The 17,083-nt window shown below is 58.5% G+C and carries 16 protein-coding genes and 1 pseudogene; 9 read left to right on the plus strand and 8 right to left on the minus strand.

The genetic code is table 11. The annotated features are described in order from the left end of the window. Window positions 1–161 precede the first annotated feature (161 nt). Entirely contained in the window at window positions 162–1,199 is a 1,038-nt protein-coding gene (locus P3T25_RS06465) for a GlxA family transcriptional regulator (protein ID WP_408516557.1), read from the minus strand. Window positions 1,200–1,304: 105 nt separating this feature from the next. Between P3T25_RS06465 and P3T25_RS06470 the strand changes: the two genes are divergently transcribed. From P3T25_RS06470 to P3T25_RS06480, 3 genes are all read left to right on the plus strand, one after another. Then, window positions 1,305–1,841 (plus strand): tautomerase family protein, encoded by a 537-nt coding sequence (locus P3T25_RS06470; RefSeq protein ID WP_154558272.1) that lies wholly within the window; start codon window positions 1,305–1,307, stop codon window positions 1,839–1,841. A gap of 13 nt (window positions 1,842–1,854) precedes the next feature. Continuing rightward, window positions 1,855–2,328, plus strand: a complete 474-nt coding sequence (locus P3T25_RS06475; RefSeq protein ID WP_154558273.1) for a hypothetical protein — start codon at window positions 1,855–1,857, stop codon at window positions 2,326–2,328. A gap of 84 nt (window positions 2,329–2,412) precedes the next feature. Beyond that, window positions 2,413–2,814 (plus strand): hypothetical protein, encoded by a 402-nt coding sequence (locus P3T25_RS06480; protein ID WP_233464719.1) that lies wholly within the window; start codon window positions 2,413–2,415, stop codon window positions 2,812–2,814. Window positions 2,815–2,981: 167 nt separating this feature from the next. On the opposite strand, the gene P3T25_RS06485 is transcribed toward P3T25_RS06480, so the two are convergent. The 5 genes from P3T25_RS06485 to P3T25_RS06505 all read right to left on the minus strand — a co-directional run bounded on the left by P3T25_RS06485 (window position 2,982) and on the right by P3T25_RS06505 (window position 7,818). Further along, on the minus strand, window positions 2,982–4,412 hold the full coding sequence (locus P3T25_RS06485; RefSeq protein WP_429357723.1) for a CHASE2 domain-containing protein: 1,431 nt from the start codon (window positions 4,410–4,412) through the stop codon (window positions 2,982–2,984). A gap of 23 nt (window positions 4,413–4,435) precedes the next feature. After that, window positions 4,436–5,050 (minus strand): OmpA family protein, encoded by a 615-nt coding sequence (locus tag P3T25_RS06490; protein WP_154558275.1) that lies wholly within the window; start codon window positions 5,048–5,050, stop codon window positions 4,436–4,438. 14 nt (window positions 5,051–5,064) lie between these two features. Further along, entirely contained in the window at window positions 5,065–5,598 is a 534-nt protein-coding gene (locus P3T25_RS06495; protein ID WP_408516561.1) for a FecR family protein, read from the minus strand. A 215-nt stretch (window positions 5,599–5,813) separates the two neighbouring features. Beyond that, window positions 5,814–6,233, minus strand: a complete 420-nt coding sequence (locus P3T25_RS06500; RefSeq protein WP_408516562.1) for a c-type cytochrome — start codon at window positions 6,231–6,233, stop codon at window positions 5,814–5,816. After that, window positions 6,226–7,818, minus strand: coding sequence for a flavin monoamine oxidase family protein (locus P3T25_RS06505; RefSeq protein ID WP_408516563.1), 1,593 nt, complete (start codon window positions 7,816–7,818; stop codon window positions 6,226–6,228). The genes P3T25_RS06500 and P3T25_RS06505 overlap by 8 nt, the downstream gene beginning before the upstream one ends. A 552-nt stretch (window positions 7,819–8,370) precedes the next feature. Between P3T25_RS06505 and P3T25_RS06510 the strand changes: the two genes are divergently transcribed. Continuing rightward, window positions 8,371–8,724, plus strand: a complete 354-nt coding sequence (locus tag P3T25_RS06510; RefSeq protein WP_266240874.1) for a BON domain-containing protein — start codon at window positions 8,371–8,373, stop codon at window positions 8,722–8,724. Window positions 8,725–9,110: 386 nt separating this feature from the next. Here P3T25_RS06510 and P3T25_RS06515 read toward each other — a convergent pair whose 3' ends face one another. Beyond that, window positions 9,111–9,734, minus strand: a complete 624-nt coding sequence (locus tag P3T25_RS06515) for an MlaC/ttg2D family ABC transporter substrate-binding protein (RefSeq protein WP_429357724.1) — start codon at window positions 9,732–9,734, stop codon at window positions 9,111–9,113. A gap of 251 nt (window positions 9,735–9,985) precedes the next feature. On the opposite strand from P3T25_RS06515, the pseudogene P3T25_RS06520 reads away from it, so the two are divergent. The 3 genes and pseudogenes from P3T25_RS06520 (at window position 9,986) to P3T25_RS06530 (ending at window position 11,928) form a co-directional block, all read left to right on the plus strand. Then, a pseudogene (locus P3T25_RS06520) lies at window positions 9,986–10,493 on the plus strand (phosphatase PAP2 family protein). 220 nt (window positions 10,494–10,713) lie between these two features. After that, a complete protein-coding gene (locus P3T25_RS06525) occupies window positions 10,714–10,971 on the plus strand; it encodes a hypothetical protein (protein ID WP_429357725.1) in 258 nt (85 codons plus the stop codon). 597 nt (window positions 10,972–11,568) lie between these two features. Beyond that, on the plus strand, window positions 11,569–11,928 hold the full coding sequence (locus P3T25_RS06530; RefSeq protein WP_171925588.1) for a response regulator transcription factor: 360 nt from the start codon (window positions 11,569–11,571) through the stop codon (window positions 11,926–11,928). Window positions 11,929–12,569: 641 nt separating this feature from the next. On the opposite strand, the gene P3T25_RS06535 is transcribed toward P3T25_RS06530, so the two are convergent. Continuing rightward, complete coding sequence (locus P3T25_RS06535; RefSeq protein ID WP_233468726.1) at window positions 12,570–13,496, minus strand: helix-turn-helix domain-containing protein; 927 nt, start codon at window positions 13,494–13,496, stop codon at window positions 12,570–12,572. A gap of 748 nt (window positions 13,497–14,244) precedes the next feature. On the opposite strand from P3T25_RS06535, the gene P3T25_RS06540 reads away from it, so the two are divergent. Further along, entirely contained in the window at window positions 14,245–15,234 is a 990-nt protein-coding gene (locus P3T25_RS06540) for a GlxA family transcriptional regulator (RefSeq protein ID WP_429357726.1), read from the plus strand. 493 nt (window positions 15,235–15,727) lie between these two features. Further along, window positions 15,728–16,609, plus strand: a complete 882-nt coding sequence (galU, locus tag P3T25_RS06545) for a UTP--glucose-1-phosphate uridylyltransferase GalU (protein WP_408516565.1) — start codon at window positions 15,728–15,730, stop codon at window positions 16,607–16,609. The last annotated feature ends 474 nt before the right edge of the window (window positions 16,610–17,083 follow it).

Consider the following 17,083-nt stretch of genomic DNA (forward strand, 5'->3'; position numbering starts at 1 on the left):
CGTATTTGAGCGGATGAACGTATCCCGCTTGTGTCCGAAAGTCGCTTGTGTGTAAGCGTGCGTATCCCTATCTGGTGTAGATACGTTGAGATACAAAAGGGCAGTGCGGGGAAAGAGGGAGGGAAATGACGAGGGCTGCGGCGTGATGATCTCGCGAGGCCTCAGCCGCCGTTGCGGCCTGACTCGGTTTCTATATTCTCCGCCGCGGCACGCGAGAACCGCATTTGATATTCACTCGGCGACAACCCGGTCTTGCGCTTGAACAATTGCCGAAAAGTGCTGATATCGCCATAACCGACCCGCTGACTCACCGCCTCAAGCCCAATTGGCCGCGTTTCCAGCAACCTTTTCGCGACCTCGATGCGCAGATTCTGCAGATACGCCAACGGTGCGAGCCCGACGGCTTCCTTGAAACGGCGATTGAGCGTGCGTTCGCTGACAGCAAGCGACGCCGCCAGATCGCTCAACCGGAATCCCTGCTGCAACGTAGCCTCCATCTGCTGTTGGGCGCGCGCGACGAGCGTGTCCGTATGCCCATGTTCGTCGAGAAGCGTTGCAAAGGAAGCCTGCGAAGTCCGGTTCATGTCGATCAACAGCGCCTTCGCGGTCATCGTGGCGAGTTCTTCGCCGGCGAATGTTTCGACGAGCCGCACCGCGAGATTCAGATACGACGTCACGGAACCGCCCGAGATGATGCCGTCTTGCGCGATCAACAGTTCCTGTGCGCGAACTTCGACACGCGGATAGCGGCGCGCGAAGTCCGCGGCTCTCGCCCAGTGCGTCGTTGCGGCGCGGCCATCCAGCAGGCCCGCCTCGGCGAGCAGGTAGTTGGCCGTGCAATAAGCCGCCAGCACGGCACCTGCCTTGCGTTGACGCCGCAGTGCGGAAGACAGCGCGTTCAACTGCTCGCGGCGCCCGATGAACTCGTCGATGTTCGAGAAAAACGGTGCCGTCAGCAGAACGGCGTCCGCCCGTTTGCGCGGGTCGATCTTGCCGTCGACGTGAATGGTCTGGCCCGACGCAGCCGTGACGGGTTGTCCGTCGAGAGATTCCACGCGCCATGCAAACACCGGCGCGAATGTCGTGCCGGGTGCAGCCTTGCGCGCATGGAACTGATTGGCCGCGTTGAAGACGTCAACAGGGCCCGCGACGCCGGACGCGAGGATTCCGTCATAGACCCAGATGCGGACGATGGCCATTGCGTGTCTGAAATTCCCTGAATAATGGCGATGCTGCCACTTCCGGCCGCGCGAGTAAACCCCGATCATGGCCACATCCAATGACCTGAAAGCAGGAGCAGCACCATGCCAATGATCGATGCACTGTGGCCCGAAGACGCCTTGACGCCCGAGGCCGAAGCGCGCCTCGTCAAGGAACTGACCGACATCCTCATCAAGGCGGAAGGGTACGATCCCGCCAATCCGATCGCACAGCGTGTCACCGTGTTCCATCTTCATCGGCCTGCTGCGATCTACATCGGCGGCGAACGCACGAACACAATACGCTACCGGATCATTCCGTCTGCACCCGAAGGGCAATACACCGACGAATCGCGTCGCTCGCTCGTCAGAAACGTCACGGAAGCGGTGGCGCGCGCGGAGAACCGGCCGTTCGATGACGTCGCGCCGCGTGTCTGGGTCTTCCCGACCGAGATTCCGGATGGCGCCTGGGGGACGCGCGGCGCGATCTGGATGCTGCCCGATATTCATGCGCTGCTGGCGGGCGAGTCTGAGCGCGGCGCGGGCGTTGGACGCCTCGCGCGACGCCGCCTCGAAAAGGCGCGCGTCACGCTCGAAGCAGCGCTCGATGCCGCTAGCGCAGGCATGACGAGCAAACCGTAACTGGAGCCCCAGCATGAAATTCAACGACACAGCCCCCGTGCTGACGCCCGCAGGCGGTCCGCCGCTCTGGCTGGCGAGGCTCGCCGAAAGCGCGACGCTCGAAGCCACCGTCCTGAAGCGTCCGATCGAGGGACGAGCCGATATTCTCTCCGTGATCAAACACGCGATTTCGCTCTACGAATTCCAGCATCACAGCTACAAGGGCGAGATCGGCAACGGTTTGTACATGGAATCCTATCGGTCGCAGATCGAGGGCGTGCCGATCGAAACGGTGGTCGTCGCGCATCTGAACGAACAGGGCGAGACGGATTCCGTGGTCATCAATCATCGCCCGCTCAACGCAGCGCTGCTGTTCTCGAAACGGATGTGGGAACGCGTCGATGAGCGCTTCCGCGATTGCTATCTGACGGGACCAGAAGCCGCAGCGCTGGATACGGCATCGGGTGTGGCCTCGCGCGAGCCTCCTTGTATTGAAGAGTTGCCGTAACTTTCACACGCGTGGGCTTGCTGCCACCGCCGATCTTGCCCAACTGGCCGGAATCTCCGCCGACATGTCGGTGCTGGACGTTGCATGAAACGCCTTCTTCTTAATTTGACAACAGCCTTTGTGCTGGTCGCTTCTGCTGGAGTTTCCATGGCGCAAACCACTCCGATGCCAACCACGCCAACCACGAAGATATTGGCGATTGGCACCTTTCCACCGGGCACGGACATGCAACTTGTCCAACGCATTCTTCCGACCGAAGTTCGCGATACGGCGCAACTCTACCTCGAGGGCAAGATTGACCAGTGGTATTCACTGCAGGACCGGGCTGGGGTGGCGTTCATCCTGAACGTTACGGACGTCAGTCAAGCGCATGAAATGCTTGAGGCACTTCCCTTGGGGAAAGCGCACTTAATGACATTCTCGCTGCTCCCAATCGGCCCACTGAAGCCGTTGAGTAAGCTTTTGAATCCGCCGTCTCCCCAGTAGAAAGCGCTAGAGCGTACTGGGCCTGCGTTTCAACTGACTCGTCGAATACTCAGCGGACGTCCGTTCTGCACTCGATTGCGGACGGTTCTCGTGCGAAAGACGAGGGGCCGATCCGGGTCGATGAGTGTGAGTTCGCCGATGCAGGAAGCTGCCTTCTGCCATGACACTCATGGTTGTTCATCGAGGCGGAGTAACGCGGGTGACAGGAAGCAGCCCATGACCGCGGACAGGATAATGAAAATCGAGGCCGCATCGACGAGCAGTCCGAAGCGCACGAAAATAAAGAAGCAGCACAGAAGATTCAGCAGATGCAGGCCTATACCCAGAGCGGCGACGCCCTTGGGTACGGCTCTGATGAGCGCCGCGAACCGGGATCGGGGGCGAGGCACATACCAGATGATCAGCAGCCCGAACGTCATGATGAAGGCGCATTCTGCCCATTTCAGCCAGGTGGGGCGGCGCAGAAACCGTCCCTCGACAATCGTCTCGATGACCTGCGCCTGAATCTCGATACCCGGCACCAGTTCCCCCAGCGCCGTCGTGCGCATGTCAGTCACGCCGGCACCGGTCAGTCCGACCAGCACCAGTTTGTCCCGGATCCGTTCCGGATCGACTAATCCCTGCATGACGTCGCGTGCCGACACGTAGCGGCTCAGCGTCGACCGAATAGACGCGAAATGCAACCAGATGTCCCCTCCGGGCTGCGTGGGCACCAGCACATCGGCGACGCCCACCGCTTCTACGCCCGATGTATCCGCAAAGACGTCAATCGCCGATGAATCCGTGGCGAGGCGGAGCATTTCCATCGGCAGACCGGGGACTAGTTTCTCCCTCAACCCCGTGACGAGCGGAATATGCCGGACTACGCCTTGTTCGAGCGCTACGCTCAGCATCGCCTGTCCGTGGGCCGCAGCCTGCAGTTCCGGCAGGCTGCCGAGAACATAATTGAAACGCTGCACGTAGCCCAGCGGGTCGGTGCCATGAACGCGGATCGGCGCGCTTCGCAGATCGGTGCGGGTGCCGAAGGCAGCATGATCGAGCGCCGCGGCACCCAGTATGGTCGGCGCTGCGCGCAACGATCTCGCGAGAATGGCTTCGTGACTGGGCAGGGTCCGCAAGCCGGCGGCCAGCGCCGCAGCCGTTTCTGGCAGATTGCCAGCCACCTTGTCGGGAGAAGTCTGATCGGGCTCCGGCATGTAAATGTCGAGACCGATCGCCAGCGGTTTCAGTGCCGCGATGGCATCGATCAGGCTCGCGAGTCGATTGCGCGGCCAGGGCCATTGACCGGCGGTTGCGAGCGTCTCCTCATCAATCTCGACAATGGTCACCGGCTGAGCCGTCGGAATCCGTGGGTAGTGACGTTGATACTGGTCGAACAGAATTTGCCGGGCTGTTTTAAAGGAGTCGGGAAGCGTCTCATCGAGCGTGTCTACGAAAGCTGGACGTGCTATGTCGCTCGGCCATTCGCTGCACAGGTTGAGCAGGCTCAGGCCGAACAACACCACCAGTGCCACCGGACGCCCCTGGGCGACCTTCAGCAGATTCCTGATCCGGGCGTGCCATGGGTCGAAATAACGTTTCATCGGCGGAAAGGCCATTCAGCGCCGATGACTGGCGCGGATCATTGGATTGTGATGACTGCGCGCCGGTTCATGCGATTGGGAACACCATCTGCCGTGGGCACCAGTGGCTCGCGCTTGCCCCGGGCCGCGGTCTCTATTTGCCGGGCAGGAATGCCTTGCTTGATCAGGAACGCTGCAACCGTCTTCGCCCGCTGCATGGAGAGTTGGTCATTGAATTCCTGAGAGCCCGCCAGATCAGTATGACCGACCACCACGAGCTGCGGCGCGGGCCACGTCGCCAGGACGGCTTTGAGCTGTTTAACCGTGGCCGACGACTCAGGGGCCAATTCGGTGGCGGAATCAAAGAGAAAAAAGATCGTGAATGCCATGGGGCGAGGCGGCCGGGCCGCAAGTAGCTCGCCATATCGTGTCTCCACAGTGGATTGGCTATCCATCGTTTTTTCGATGGCGCCGCCCTTGGTGACGTCGACCCCGGCGTAGGCCTTGTCTATTTTCTGCTCTCCTGTGGCGCTGTGGACAATGACCGCTCCGACTTTGCCATCGGGATCCGGCAATAGAATGATTTTGTCCGGCGTGCTGCACCCGGCGAGGAACGGCAGCAGGGTGCATGCCGCGGCAAAGGCTAGCCCGTGATGTCGAATTGCAGCCTTCAACGTGCCTCTCCCTTTTATTTATCGCCGACTTCGATGATGAATTCGGTGCCGCGCACGCCCAGCGTGGTAGTCGGCGTGCTGAAGCGGACCGCATCCGGATTCGCCTTCGCCAACTTCCCGGAAATCACGGCCAGGGAACCGCGTTTGATGGAGGCGTCGAGCACTCCGTCATGGGTCGTGGTGTTGAACGCGAATTTGTTGAGCTCAAGGATGGTATTGGCGCCGGCAGAGAGTTGGGTGGCGTCACGCAGCGTGATACCGACGGAAGATTCCGGGCCCGTCACTATGCGATCGCTGCCGTAAACCTCGCTGCCGATGGCCGCACCCGAACTCCCTCCAGCCCGTTCGATCTGCACCGTGCCCTTAAGGGTCTTCACGACGCCGGCAGCATCGGCGGCAAGTACATTCGCAACAGCCATGCACCCGCAGGCAAGAATCAAGGCATATTTGATGGCTCGAAGACGCATCGGTGGCACCTGATTGCGTGAAGTTGCTTTCCGCGGTGTAGCGCGGGGCCCCAATGTCGACCTGGTGTCGTGAGCGATCATTCCCCCATTGCTCGTAGAGCTGGGGCTTGTGAAGGACATGCAGAAATACGGCTCTCGGATGTCCGGCGGAGATCTGTGTGCTGCACCGAACAGAGTATGGGTTCGATTCGGATGACTCTGTGCGCTTCCGCGCATATCGTCAGACACTTTTTTGGCAGCCGGCTGGAGGATGGCGCAGGAAAGAGGCTGCGCATCGACAGCCATGCCACGTGAACTCAGCGCAGACTTCTAACCTGGCTCGGCGTGACATCTCCGGTAAATCGATTGCCGAAATGGGTTCTCGTGTAGTTGACGACAGCAGCGACCTGATCGTCATCCATTTCGTCGCCAAAGGATGGCATCGCCTTCCGGCCGTGCAGTACGTTGAGGATGACGTAGGGTGCTGCTTCGACTGCCGGGTTGTCAGCAAGGGCCGGGTAGTGACCCGCGCCCTGGGCGCCTTTTCCATCCGGCATATGGCATCCCGCGCAGGTAGCGTTGTAAAGCGCTTCACCGTTTTCTTCGGTGAAGCGGTAGTCCGGCGAAATCGTGAAGGTGCGTGGTGCGTCCTGTGCCACGGCCGGAGCCGACACCGTCGCGGCTCCCATCAGCAAGGAAATCAGCATCGCGCTGAGGATCAGCGTCGGGCTATCCATTGACGATTCTCCGATGCAACCGGGTGATCGCATCCAGCGACGACAGCACGGCGCCTTCCTGCCATGCCGGGATATGGGAAGCGTGCTCTCCGGCAAGGACGATCCGTCCGTCGATCTGACAGAGATTCGCGTAATGCGCTTCTCTCAACGCATCAGTCCATGCGGCGAAGCAGCCATTCGTGAACGGCGATCGGCTCCAGCTCATCGCGAAGCCGTTCTGGTACTCGCGCGCGTACTGCGGATGAATCTGGCTGCCCTGGCTCAATGCCACCGCGATCCGTTCGGCAGGGGGCAGCGCACCCATCTCATAGCTGGCGGGCCCCCACATGTAGGCGCCGAGCAGCACCGCAGGACCGGTCGATCCGTAACCTGTTGCCGGATAGCCGATCGTCGAGATCGGCAGGTCGGTATGCGTGATGCCGCCGTAGATCTGCTCGTCTTCTTCCCAGAATCGCCGGCCGAATTGCAACCCGATTTTCACCGATGTCTCGTAGGGCACCGCATCGATCGCGGCGCGCATGGCCGGGCCGACCGCAGTGTCGATCTGACTCAGAATCGAGAGCGGGATGGTGCACACCAGCCAATCCGCGCGCGCGTTCCGTTCGGTCCGGGTGGTCGTGTCGGTATAGCGCACAGTGACGCCGTGCTCGTCCTGCAAGATGGCCGTGACTCTTGCGTTGAACACTACAGCGCTCGCGACCTGCGAATAAAGCGCATGGGCAATCCTGTCCATGCCGCCGACGGGCTGGAAAATGGCACTCTGGTAGTCCAGTTCGTTTCCAGACGAGAGCCATTGCCACAAACGCGATGCAAGCAAGGGGTCGCGTGGGAGCAGATTCGACGGCACCGCCTCGGGCATCAGCCCGCCGCCATCCGCGGTCGCGAATCCGCGGCGTTCACTGCTTCGCCGGCCCGCCTGGTAGCTCCCATCCCGATCGAGCACGCCCCATTGGCGCAGGGATTCGAGTAGCAGATGCGCATCTTCGACTGACAACGCATCATCGAGCGCGTCCTTGCGGATTGCTTTGGAAAGCAGCTCGGCGATATAGCCTTGATAGTCGGTCTGCACCGCCCGGAATCGTTGCGGCTTGCCATCGAAAGCCTCCGTAGAATGCAGGTATGCGTTGTAATTGACCTGGATGAACGGCTCGAGCGACACCTTCAGACGTTTTGCATAATCGAGTACGCCCTGGTGGTGATACGGAATGCGCCACGGCCCTGGGTTCAGATAAAGCCCGTCGGCGAAATCGCAGGACTGGGTGGCACCGCCGAGTTCGGTATAACGATCACCGCCCCTGACAGTCCAGGCCCGACCACCTGCGCGGTTGTTGTATTCGAGCACCTGCACGTGGTAGCCCGCGTTCCTCAACTCAAAGGCCGCGACGAGGCCAGCCATGCCCGCACCGAGCACGAGAATTCGCGTTCCTTTGGGTGCGCCGTCGAGTCTGATCGGTCCGGCGTAGGTCGAGGTAGCGGCGAACCCAAGCGTGCCCATGCCTTGCATCATGGCGGCCGCGCCGAGGTTCTTGCCGATCAGCGTCAGCAGGTGCCGGCGGCTCATCGCATTGGCGGTCATTCTCGACATAAGGACGTTGTGCCCCGACTGGAGAGAAACGATGGCGAACGAAATCGGATGGCATCCCAGATTGCAAAGGCCCGAGTCATCTGGATTTGTATGCCTGGGGATTGCGTTTGGGTGTATTGCAACGGACTAGTTCATTTTATGCGAGTCCCCTGTCGGGCGTTGTGAATCGAAAACCAGACTCCGAAAACGCCAAGGACCGGAGGCGACCCTCAACGGCCCTTCGAGTCCGTCCGAAGTCAACGGCGGCCTCCAATTGACAGCGGCCGTGCGCCTAGGCACGCCGAACGACGAGTCATCGGGTTCCCTTACCCTCATTCACACAAAGGGTTGGCCCTGACCCACTAGTCGAAGGTCCGGCGGAAAGGACTCTCCAGCGGTTCTAGACGCGCTTGAAGTGCGCATCCGACGAGGAAAAGTCTACAATTCAATTGCCGAACGTCGTGGCCGCTGGTCATCAACGTCGGGGTGCTCATATTTCGCCGCACTTTGATTGACCAGCGACCTTTTCGAGTCTCTCCCACCCAGTTTTGCTACCCACCTGAAGGAGAAGAGATGAAATCCATGAAGACCTACGTTGCCACAGCGATCGCCGTCAGCGCCATTGTTGCGATCGTGCCCGTTGTTAATGCACAAGAGACGGCTGCGGCAACCTCAGCAACAGCTCCCTCTCGTTCGTCGATTAGAGCAGCAAATAGGGAGTTGGCGAAGCGAGTTCAGACGGCGCTGTACAAGCAAAAGGGCTTGGAGACGCCTGATCTTCACGCCATCGCTCGTAGCGGCAAGATTACGCTTGTAGGAATGGTTCCAGATCAGGCGCAGATAGATCTCGCAGGGAAAGTTGCTGAGAGTGTTCCTGGAGTTACGTCGGTCAAGAACAATTTGACAGTGGAAGAAGAAGGACATTAATGTTTGAGTCCAACCGCATCCTTTGACTGCACTGGCGCGCCTTGAGAACAAGAATGTTATGTTCTCAACGGCGACGCCTTTGCCGGGGAAAGCACTTGCATGGCTGAGTGAAGGCCGTGCTCTGCTCGATATTGGCCCGGTGTCGCTTCACCCTTCCCGAGTCGTCACCAAGCCAACACAGCGCGATCTGAAGGTCGAGTTTTTCGATCGGCCCGCTTGACGTGGGCTTTCACACACCCTTATACGGACACCGCCCGCGGGAATTTCCGCCGGCTCCATACTCTCGCGGGCGCCGCTCAAGCCACTTTCGGGCACGTCCGCGAAACGTCCATTGCGCGACCGACATTCTGCTGTAAGCGTCCGTCGCCATCATACCCAGCGGTCACTTATTGCTTGCCCGAAGCGAGCTGCTGGTTGCGCTCAGCGAGAAACTTGATCAAACCATCAACGCCGCTTTCCTGGATCTTGTCACTGAACTGCTGCCGAAATGTCTGGATTAGCCAGACGCCGAGTACATTCAGGTCATACAACCGCCAGCCCTGCGGCGTGCGGTACAGCCGGTAATCGATCTCTGCTGGTTCACCGTTCCTGGTTGCAATCGTGCGCACCACCACGTCCGTATCGGTTGGAGCGATGTGTATCGGCGGGTAGTCGATCCGCTGGTCTGGACGGAGCTGACCGATAGCACCCGAATATGTGTGAATCAGGAGCATCTTGAACTGTTCGACGAGTTGCTGCTGCTGCGCGGGCGTAGTCGTCCGCCAGTAACGGCCCATCGCCAGTGACGTGGTGCGGCGAAAATCGGTGTAGGGAAGAATGTCCCGGTTTACGATATCCATGATGCGGGGAATATCGTCTGGCGCGATCGCTCGGGCGCGCACCTCGTCGAGTACCTGTTGCGTCGCGGTCTTGATCAGAAGCTGAGGCTCCGATTGGTCGACTTGCGCATACGCCGCGCCGCCGAACGAGAACAACGCAGCGCAAAGAGTCAGTAGAGAAAGTGTCTTCATGTGCAGAGTCCTGGCTGGATGCGTTGGCTTGCTGCTACGCAAGTATCCTCCATCTACGCCCGAACGCGTCGCGGCAGCACTCGTCGCTGTTTCAAGTCCGAAACTGGTCCAGAGTGTGTGGAAACTCCATTTCTACCGCTAAGCGGGCGATTGCCGGTCAGGTCGATCGAGTTTGATACGGCGAGTTTGCATTAATCGAACATCGCGCCATCTGCTAATCTGTGACACATTCAATCGGACATGTGCACGAAATGTGGAATGCGGTCAGCAACTTCGGCGACGCTGCCGTTACTCTTCCGCTGGCACTGGCCTGCGCAATTTGGATCGCCTCATCGAATCGACACGCGGCAGCCTGCTGGCCGTTTCTTCTGTCTGCGGGGATGGCGATCGTCGGAGCAACGAAGATCCTGTACGCCGGCTGCGGCATTGAGACTAGCGAAATAGGATTCCGCGTTGTTTAGCGGGCGCACAATGCTCTCGTCAGCGGTATGGGCGACTTACATCGCGTTGTTTCTCCGCCGTACCGGGCACGTCTCCATCGGCATAGCTCTGGGTCTCGCGAGTGGCGCTCTCATTGGTGCTGCTCGCGTGTTTGAAGAAGCGCACACTGTTGCTGCTGCCTCACTTCTGCTGGTGTCTGGGATCCCCTACGGACACCACGCGCCCTTTCAATCTTTGATCGAACGGTACTCACCCGGCGTCTGCGCGCGCTTCCTATGGCCCTCTGCACAGCGCTTTTCCAAGTACTGGTTCATTTGATCGTCGGCAGCGCGGCGAGCAACTGCGCGATAGCTGTCTACTGGCGCCTCGGCCGCCGATCTCCAGCCGTAGCCGAGATCTATCTTGCCTGCCTAGCTCGTCTCCTCGGCGGATAACGCCACAACATTGGCGATCAACATTCTGCGTCGAAACATAAACTCTACAAATCCAGATTAAATTCCGTTCGTACTGCCGGACGGTACACAGGACGCAGATTCGCATGGTAATCGCTCTTTCGGTTCTCTCGAGACTTTGTTTTGTCTGGATCATTGTTTATCTGATTTTCAGTTTCCATTCCTCCATATCGGTCGGTACGCGACATAGCCAGCGACTCGTCTTTCTTGAGTTTCAGCCGTATCGTGCGCGTGACACAAGGGAGATCGCCAAGGCCAGCTTGTTGCAACGAATGGCGCTATGCGCGGCCTTGGCATTGCCTTTGGGTATCGCGACATTCGTCGTCGGTGTGGTGATCTCATAGAGATTTATGACGGTGGAATCAGTCAGGCCAGCTAGGGAACAGTCAGGCGACGATTTATTTTCCGACTATTAAAGGCGCGAGAAGTGTCCTCGCGAAGGGATCGCGCGATCGGACTTCCCGGGCGGCTATGAGGGGCGGATGCAGAACGCTTTAAGCATGGCGGATCGGCTTTGGCCATTACAGGTGCAGAGCGTGGCATGACCGGGCCACGGAATTCGTACAAATGGCGGTGGCGAAATGACTTCAACAGCATCGTGACCAAGGGTCGATCGTGCCCTAATTATAGAAAATCCACGTCCGGGCTTCAAACGACGGTTCTAGGATGCGATGGGGTGATGCGTGCGGTGCGCTGTCGACACTACGGCTCGGTAAAAGGTCGAGGGTGTCGAACAATGACGATTGACTGTCGCGCAAACCAGCGCGACGCATCACTGCCCCCTTTCTTGCTTCTGACATTTCTTGACAATTTTGTCGAGTGCTTTCGCGTAGACTCGGCCGTCGAAGTGCATTCGCCCATACAGGCATTGCCTATCAATTCGCCGACCTGCTCACCACCGACCACTCTCGTCGCTGCACTCCGCAAGCGCACCTGTTCACATGAGAATCGCCATCCTAGAATCAGATGCCACGGCACTTGACTGTGCGCTCGAAATCCTGTCATCCGCTGGGCATCTCTGTTTTGGCGCGCTATGCGACAAAACATTGCACGGGCTGCTCAACCAGGTGCCGGTCGATCTGGTGATGCTCGATTGGGTGGCGCCGGATGCGCTCCGATACGATACATTGCGCTGTCTGTGCAGATATGGATCCGTGATCCCGGTTGTCCTGTGCGTGACGTCGCGCACGTCGCACCAAGTGATCGCCGCGGGGCTGAAGAGTGGCGCAAACATCTGCCTCGAGAAGCCGCTCGGCAGCGCGCAGTCGCTTGCGCACATTCACGCTTTTGGGGCGTCGTAGCGATCCTTCTTCCAAAGTCTTTTCAACCAGGCCCATGTCTCAGGATCGCGCGAGCAAGCTGTAGTCGATCGAATCGGGGCACGGCTGATTTTCAATTGCGTCAGCGCGGTAGCAGTGCTCGCCGACTTGACCGATCTTCGGGGCCCGGTGCGAGGTCTGCCGCACGTGGCGGTGCATTTCATTCGGGCGCCAACGGCAGCTTGTGTCATGGCCGCATATCAATACCAGCCTGACCCATCGTATCGGTTGGGCACGCTCGCTCGTCTCGGCTAAAGCACGCAGGGTTTCTGAGCACTACCCCGATCACCCCACGTCACCACGACGAGAGCGCATAGATCAGCAGCGAAGTATTGCCGACGAAAGCGCCGGACAGGGTCAATGTAGTGTTCAAACGACCCCCCAAGGGCCCAGGATTACCCACAAGTTTAGCGAACTAGATCAGGAACGAAGAACACACCGCAATTGCGTCGGCCTCGTATATCTCCTGCAACCGCTCAACGAACACGCCGGTCACAGCGAGCATGATGCGCGACGCCCTATGCGTCATGTGGATACCCCGTCGTAACTTGCCTGCCGCAGACTTCGTTGCATTGCGCGCCACCGATCGCAGCTAACGATCCAATCGGTTCAACATTATCTGTCTAAGTGAAGCGCTCCCGGCTCGCATTTTCGCGCTGGAGCAACGGCGCGTACTCGTGCAAATCCCGTGGTGCGATGTCGAAGGCGCGACGGAATGCACGCGTAAAGCTCGACGCTCCATTGAAACCCAAGCCCGCAGCAATGTCCTGTACCTCCATATGCGGAAAGCGCACCAGTTCATCGGCCGCCATTCGCAGCCTGCGGTTCCGGATATAAGCGGCCAGGCCACCTTCATGCTCAAAGATGCGATACACGCTGGCGCGCGAGAGATGCAGCGATGCCAACACGCTGTCAGGCGACAAATCCGGATCGTGCAGATGAGTCTCGACATACCGCCGCACTTGTCCATAGACTGCGGCACGTACCGCCGCGCGGCTGTTGCCGGAGAGACCCGCTTGACGGCTGAAAGCGGCGACGAGTAGTTCTACCGCAGTGAGAAAGGAGTGGTGCGCTTCCTCCTTGCTCAGTCCGACGATTTGCCGCTTGAGCGCCACCAGATGCTCAATGAGTAGGCGCGTCAAAGGCGTGGTGGCGTGGACCCAACGGCCATGTAGCGAGGCGGCATCGGGGAACGATTTTTCCACCAGCGCGCGCGGCACAAAAAGGAGCAGTAGCCGACCATGAAAGCTCCGGATTGTGCACGGCTGATCCATGTCCAGCGCGAGGATACTTGGCACTTGCGGTATATGCGGCGCATCGAGTTGTGGCTTGCCGCCCACGAACTGCGACGGTGGCCCTTCAAGGAACACGCTGAAGGTGATGTCGCGAATGCTCTCGGTCGAAACTCGACCCAACGATCGCACGGCCAGGTTCGGCGCGGTGCGGAAGTCGAAGAGGCTCAGATTGTCGATCGTGTAACGGGACAGCGATGAATCGAACGTGTCCTCAGCCTGCTTTGACGAAGGCTGGATGTCGTAGACGGAACTCATACGCTCCTGCCAGGCCAGGAAGCTTTGACGGGCGTCGCCTTGAACGCTGAAATTGCTGTGCACGATGCCCGGAGCAAGCGTTGGCGGCTCCGGCGGCAACAACAAGCGGCTTAGCGGTATTGCTGTGTGTTGCGGGTCGTCGTTCAATGCAGGGCTCGGTGTTGATTTTCGTCCAGTATTGATCCGCCCCGTGCGGCTGAACTTTATTTTGAGCCACTAGCCCGCTCGGAACGCGCTAGTGTTTGTTGCCAAGCATACCAGTACTTACTTTGCCGTACAGCACAGCGAACGACTCACTGGCACATCGATCATTTCAGTACTCGGAAACCACACACGCTCTTGGGCAGACCGACTACTGGTGGCCGCATCACATTTCCGCTCCGGCTTGTTGGAATGATCGCTTGCGAGGAAGGCCCGCCTCCGTGCGCGACTCGCGAGTAGTACTTTTATGCACTTCGATGATGACGACCATACGTGCGCTGGGAATTTACAGATATTTAATATGAATATGCTAATCGACTATTTTTGTGCGATGTCTTTTGAAATGCTTTTTCATTAAAACCGGTAATTTCTCATGGCGGAATGTTGGGCCTCGTGTGGCGGCTAATGAATTGATCGTGGCCGCCAATATGTTGTTCGATTCGGCCAGAAAAATACGTCGCAAACCATCCTTATGTACGATCAGACTCAACAATTAATCCGGCTCAAAGCAAGCTGGAACAGGCAACTAATTTCCGGGGAAAATCAGATGGAGTGTCCTTCAGTCCTTTGCCGCACCAGCGCAATGCCGCCCCACGTTTCGCCTGAGGCTGGCATCGTGAGGCGTATTGGCATAGTTCTGTTTGGCGGCTTTGCCCTTCCGGAGGCTGCAGCGGTCGTGGAGGTATTCCAGTCGGTGAATGCGCTCACTGAGGGCGAACGGCGCGACGGAATGCGTTACGACGTTAGCCTGTTGTCGGTGGCGGGAGGCAGGATCGTCAGTTCTTCATCAGTATTCGTCTGGACCGAAGGCATCGAGGCGCGGCGCGACGCAGAGCGCTTTCACGCTTTGTTCATTGCTGGCGGCGTAGGGGTGAACGATGCGCTACACGATGAACGCCTGATTGCCTGGCTGCGTCGGACGCATCCGCGCAGCGACTTGGTATTCCCGATCGGCGAAGGCCAATCGCTGCTAGACGTCGCCGGATTCGGGCAGGCCACCGGTGTTAGGCGCTACGGCAAACACGCTTGCGAAATGATGCAGATCGGCGCCGCCAATGGACCTTCGAGCGTCGCCGCAGGCCCGTTGCAAACAGCCATCGCAGTGGTCGAGGAGGATTTCGGTAGCGAAATTGCACGTCAGATCGCTGACTGGGTCGCACCATCTCCGGATACCCGGTTTACTGCAATTGTGCGCAAGAGTGCTTCGGTAGGCGTGAGCGAGAATATCAAGGCGTCGGCAAAATGGCTGGAGGCGAACGGTCACCGTTCGATCTCGATTGACGCCGCCGCGCAGATCGCCGGCATGAGCGAGCGCAATTTCCTCAGGCGTTTCAAGATCGAAATGGGTGTGACGCCGTCTGACTATTTGCTGTACGTGCGGCTTGATATGAGCTGTCGCCTGCTTGTTGAAACCGCCCTGCCAGTCGACAAGGTGGCGCGTCATTGTGGCATTGGATGTGGCGGTCGGCTCGCGAAACTCTTCCGCAAGCATCTTGCGACGACACCTACCGAGTATCGCGCGAGCAAGCGGGCTTGAGTGGCCAATAGCGGTGGGTGTATTTCGGACATTGTTCGCCTCGCTAATTACCATCGGGTTGGAAGGCGGTCGAATCGTTAATCGTCAAAGCGTAGCTATTCTTTCTCGCTATTTAATTGCTATTTATTGCTGGTAGTTTTAGGTATTCGAATTGCCGATATCACGCCTGGTCACATTGCTGCATGGAGATTAATCCATCGCAATCTGCTTCCTCTTCGATCGATGGTTTTTTGAACAATGGCCAACTGAGGCCTTATGCTTCCGCCCAGTCGTTTCGGTACCTGGGTGGGCGACAACGAGCCGTTTGAATCGCAGCGGTCGTCACCGAACTACTGATGGCAGCCTAAAGCGCCGCCCTTCGCGCACTTTGCACCCTTCGCGCACTTTGCCTCTGCGCGTCGCTGCCGAGGGTGCAGGTTTTCCGCGGCTATCGATGTGGGGCAGAGGTGGCCCGACCATGGATCGGCCATAGCAATCACATTCGGAGTCTTTTATGCTAAAAGTTACAAAAGCAGTGTTTCCGGTAGCTGGTCTTGGCACCCGATTTCTCCCTGCTACGAAGGCTAGCCCAAAGGAAATGCTGCCGATCGTCGATAAACCGCTGATTCAATATGCGGTGGAGGAGGCCATGGCCGCAGGCATCACCGAAATGATCTTCGTCACGGGCCGCAGCAAGCGTGCCATCGAAGACCATTTCGATAAGTCGTATGAAGTCGAGGTGGAACTGGAAGCGCGCGGTAAGAACAAGCTGCTGGAGTTGGTGCGCAGCATCAAACCGAGTCATGTTGACTGTTTTTACGTGCGTCAGTCGGAGGCGCTCGGCCTCGGGCACGCTGTGCTGTGCGCTGAGAAGCTGGTGGGTGATAACCCGTTCGCCGTAATTCTCGCGGACGACTTGCTATACGGCACCCCCCCTGTCATGACGCAGATGATCGAGGTGTTCGATCATTATCATAGCTCGGTGATCGGTGTTGAGGAAATCTCGGCGCAGGATACCAAGTCGTACGGGATCATCGACGGCAAGGAATGGGGGGATTCAATTATCAAAATGGCGGGCATCGTTGAAAAGCCTGAGCCGAGTATGGCACCTTCGAACCTGGGTGTGGTGGGTCGATACGTGCTGAAGCCGCGAATTTTCAAACATCTTCGCGCAATCACGCCGGGCGCGGGCGGCGAACTCCAGTTGACGGATGCGATCCAGTCGCTGCTAGCCGATGAACAGGTACTTGCATACAAGTACCACGGCAAGCGCTTTGACTGCGGCAGCAAGCTCGGCTATCTGAAGGCGGCGGTGGAATTTGCACTGCGGCATCCCGAGGTACGCGTCGAGTTTCGTGCTTACCTCGAGCAGCATCTGTCTCTCCTGCCGCTGTGAGGTCGCCGCGCCTCGTGTAAAGCATATTCATATATTGCTGTGTTGCACAGCATGTGAATACTGAGCCGGATTGTCAGCGTTTGCCGTTAAAGCAATATGGTTCAGCGCGGACTTGAGGTGTTGCCCGCCACAGCTAGGCGATGCGCATTTCGCGCGATCTACAGCCAGACGCGCTATAGCCGCTCAGCAGGCTCTTCGCGAGCGCCCTGCCATCTAGCTGAATCAAAAAAACCACCAACTGCGTTGGCGAAAACGATCTCTCCGACGCCTCGAAACGCCCGCCGATGCGAGGGCGGCAGAATTCGTCAAAATATTGAAGCCAAAGAACGCGACGGTCGGCCATCTGCGATTCGTGGCATTTGCAAGAAGATCAACATCATTATCTAATTTATATAGGATGCCGAATAATGTAACGGAAGATGATCGAATAATCGTGAACTGGACATCCGCCGCTGAAGCTTCTGCCTGAATGCT

The sequence above is a fragment of the Paraburkholderia sp. GAS32 genome, from assembly GCF_050434225.1.
Classification (GTDB): domain Bacteria; phylum Pseudomonadota; class Gammaproteobacteria; order Burkholderiales; family Burkholderiaceae; genus Paraburkholderia; species Paraburkholderia madseniana.

Excerpts from the sequence above, each read along its gene's own strand:
- P3T25_RS06465 (WP_408516557.1), bottom strand. The coding sequence starts at position 1,199 with ATGGCCATCGTCCGCATCTGGGTCTATGACGGAATCCTCGCGTCCGGC.
- P3T25_RS06470 (WP_154558272.1), top strand. The coding sequence starts at position 1,305 with ATGCCAATGATCGATGCACTGTGGCCCGAAGACGCCTTGACGCCCGAG.
- P3T25_RS06475 (WP_154558273.1), top strand. The coding sequence starts at position 1,855 with ATGAAATTCAACGACACAGCCCCCGTGCTGACGCCCGCAGGCGGTCCG.
- P3T25_RS06480 (WP_233464719.1), top strand. The coding sequence starts at position 2,413 with ATGAAACGCCTTCTTCTTAATTTGACAACAGCCTTTGTGCTGGTCGCT.
- P3T25_RS06485 (WP_429357723.1), bottom strand. The coding sequence starts at position 4,412 with ATGGCCTTTCCGCCGATGAAACGTTATTTCGACCCATGGCACGCCCGG.
- P3T25_RS06495 (WP_408516561.1), bottom strand. The coding sequence starts at position 5,598 with ATGATCGCTCACGACACCAGGTCGACATTGGGGCCCCGCGCTACACCG.
- P3T25_RS06500 (WP_408516562.1), bottom strand. The coding sequence starts at position 6,233 with ATGGATAGCCCGACGCTGATCCTCAGCGCGATGCTGATTTCCTTGCTG.
- P3T25_RS06505 (WP_408516563.1), bottom strand. The coding sequence starts at position 7,818 with ATGTCGAGAATGACCGCCAATGCGATGAGCCGCCGGCACCTGCTGACG.
- P3T25_RS06510 (WP_266240874.1), top strand. The coding sequence starts at position 8,371 with ATGAAATCCATGAAGACCTACGTTGCCACAGCGATCGCCGTCAGCGCC.
- P3T25_RS06515 (WP_429357724.1), bottom strand. The coding sequence starts at position 9,734 with ATGAAGACACTTTCTCTACTGACTCTTTGCGCTGCGTTGTTCTCGTTC.
- P3T25_RS06525 (WP_429357725.1), top strand. The coding sequence starts at position 10,714 with ATGGTAATCGCTCTTTCGGTTCTCTCGAGACTTTGTTTTGTCTGGATC.
- P3T25_RS06530 (WP_171925588.1), top strand. The coding sequence starts at position 11,569 with ATGAGAATCGCCATCCTAGAATCAGATGCCACGGCACTTGACTGTGCG.
- P3T25_RS06535 (WP_233468726.1), bottom strand. The coding sequence starts at position 13,496 with ATGAGTTCCGTCTACGACATCCAGCCTTCGTCAAAGCAGGCTGAGGAC.
- P3T25_RS06540 (WP_429357726.1), top strand. The coding sequence starts at position 14,245 with ATGGAGTGTCCTTCAGTCCTTTGCCGCACCAGCGCAATGCCGCCCCAC.
- galU (WP_408516565.1), top strand. The coding sequence starts at position 15,728 with ATGCTAAAAGTTACAAAAGCAGTGTTTCCGGTAGCTGGTCTTGGCACC.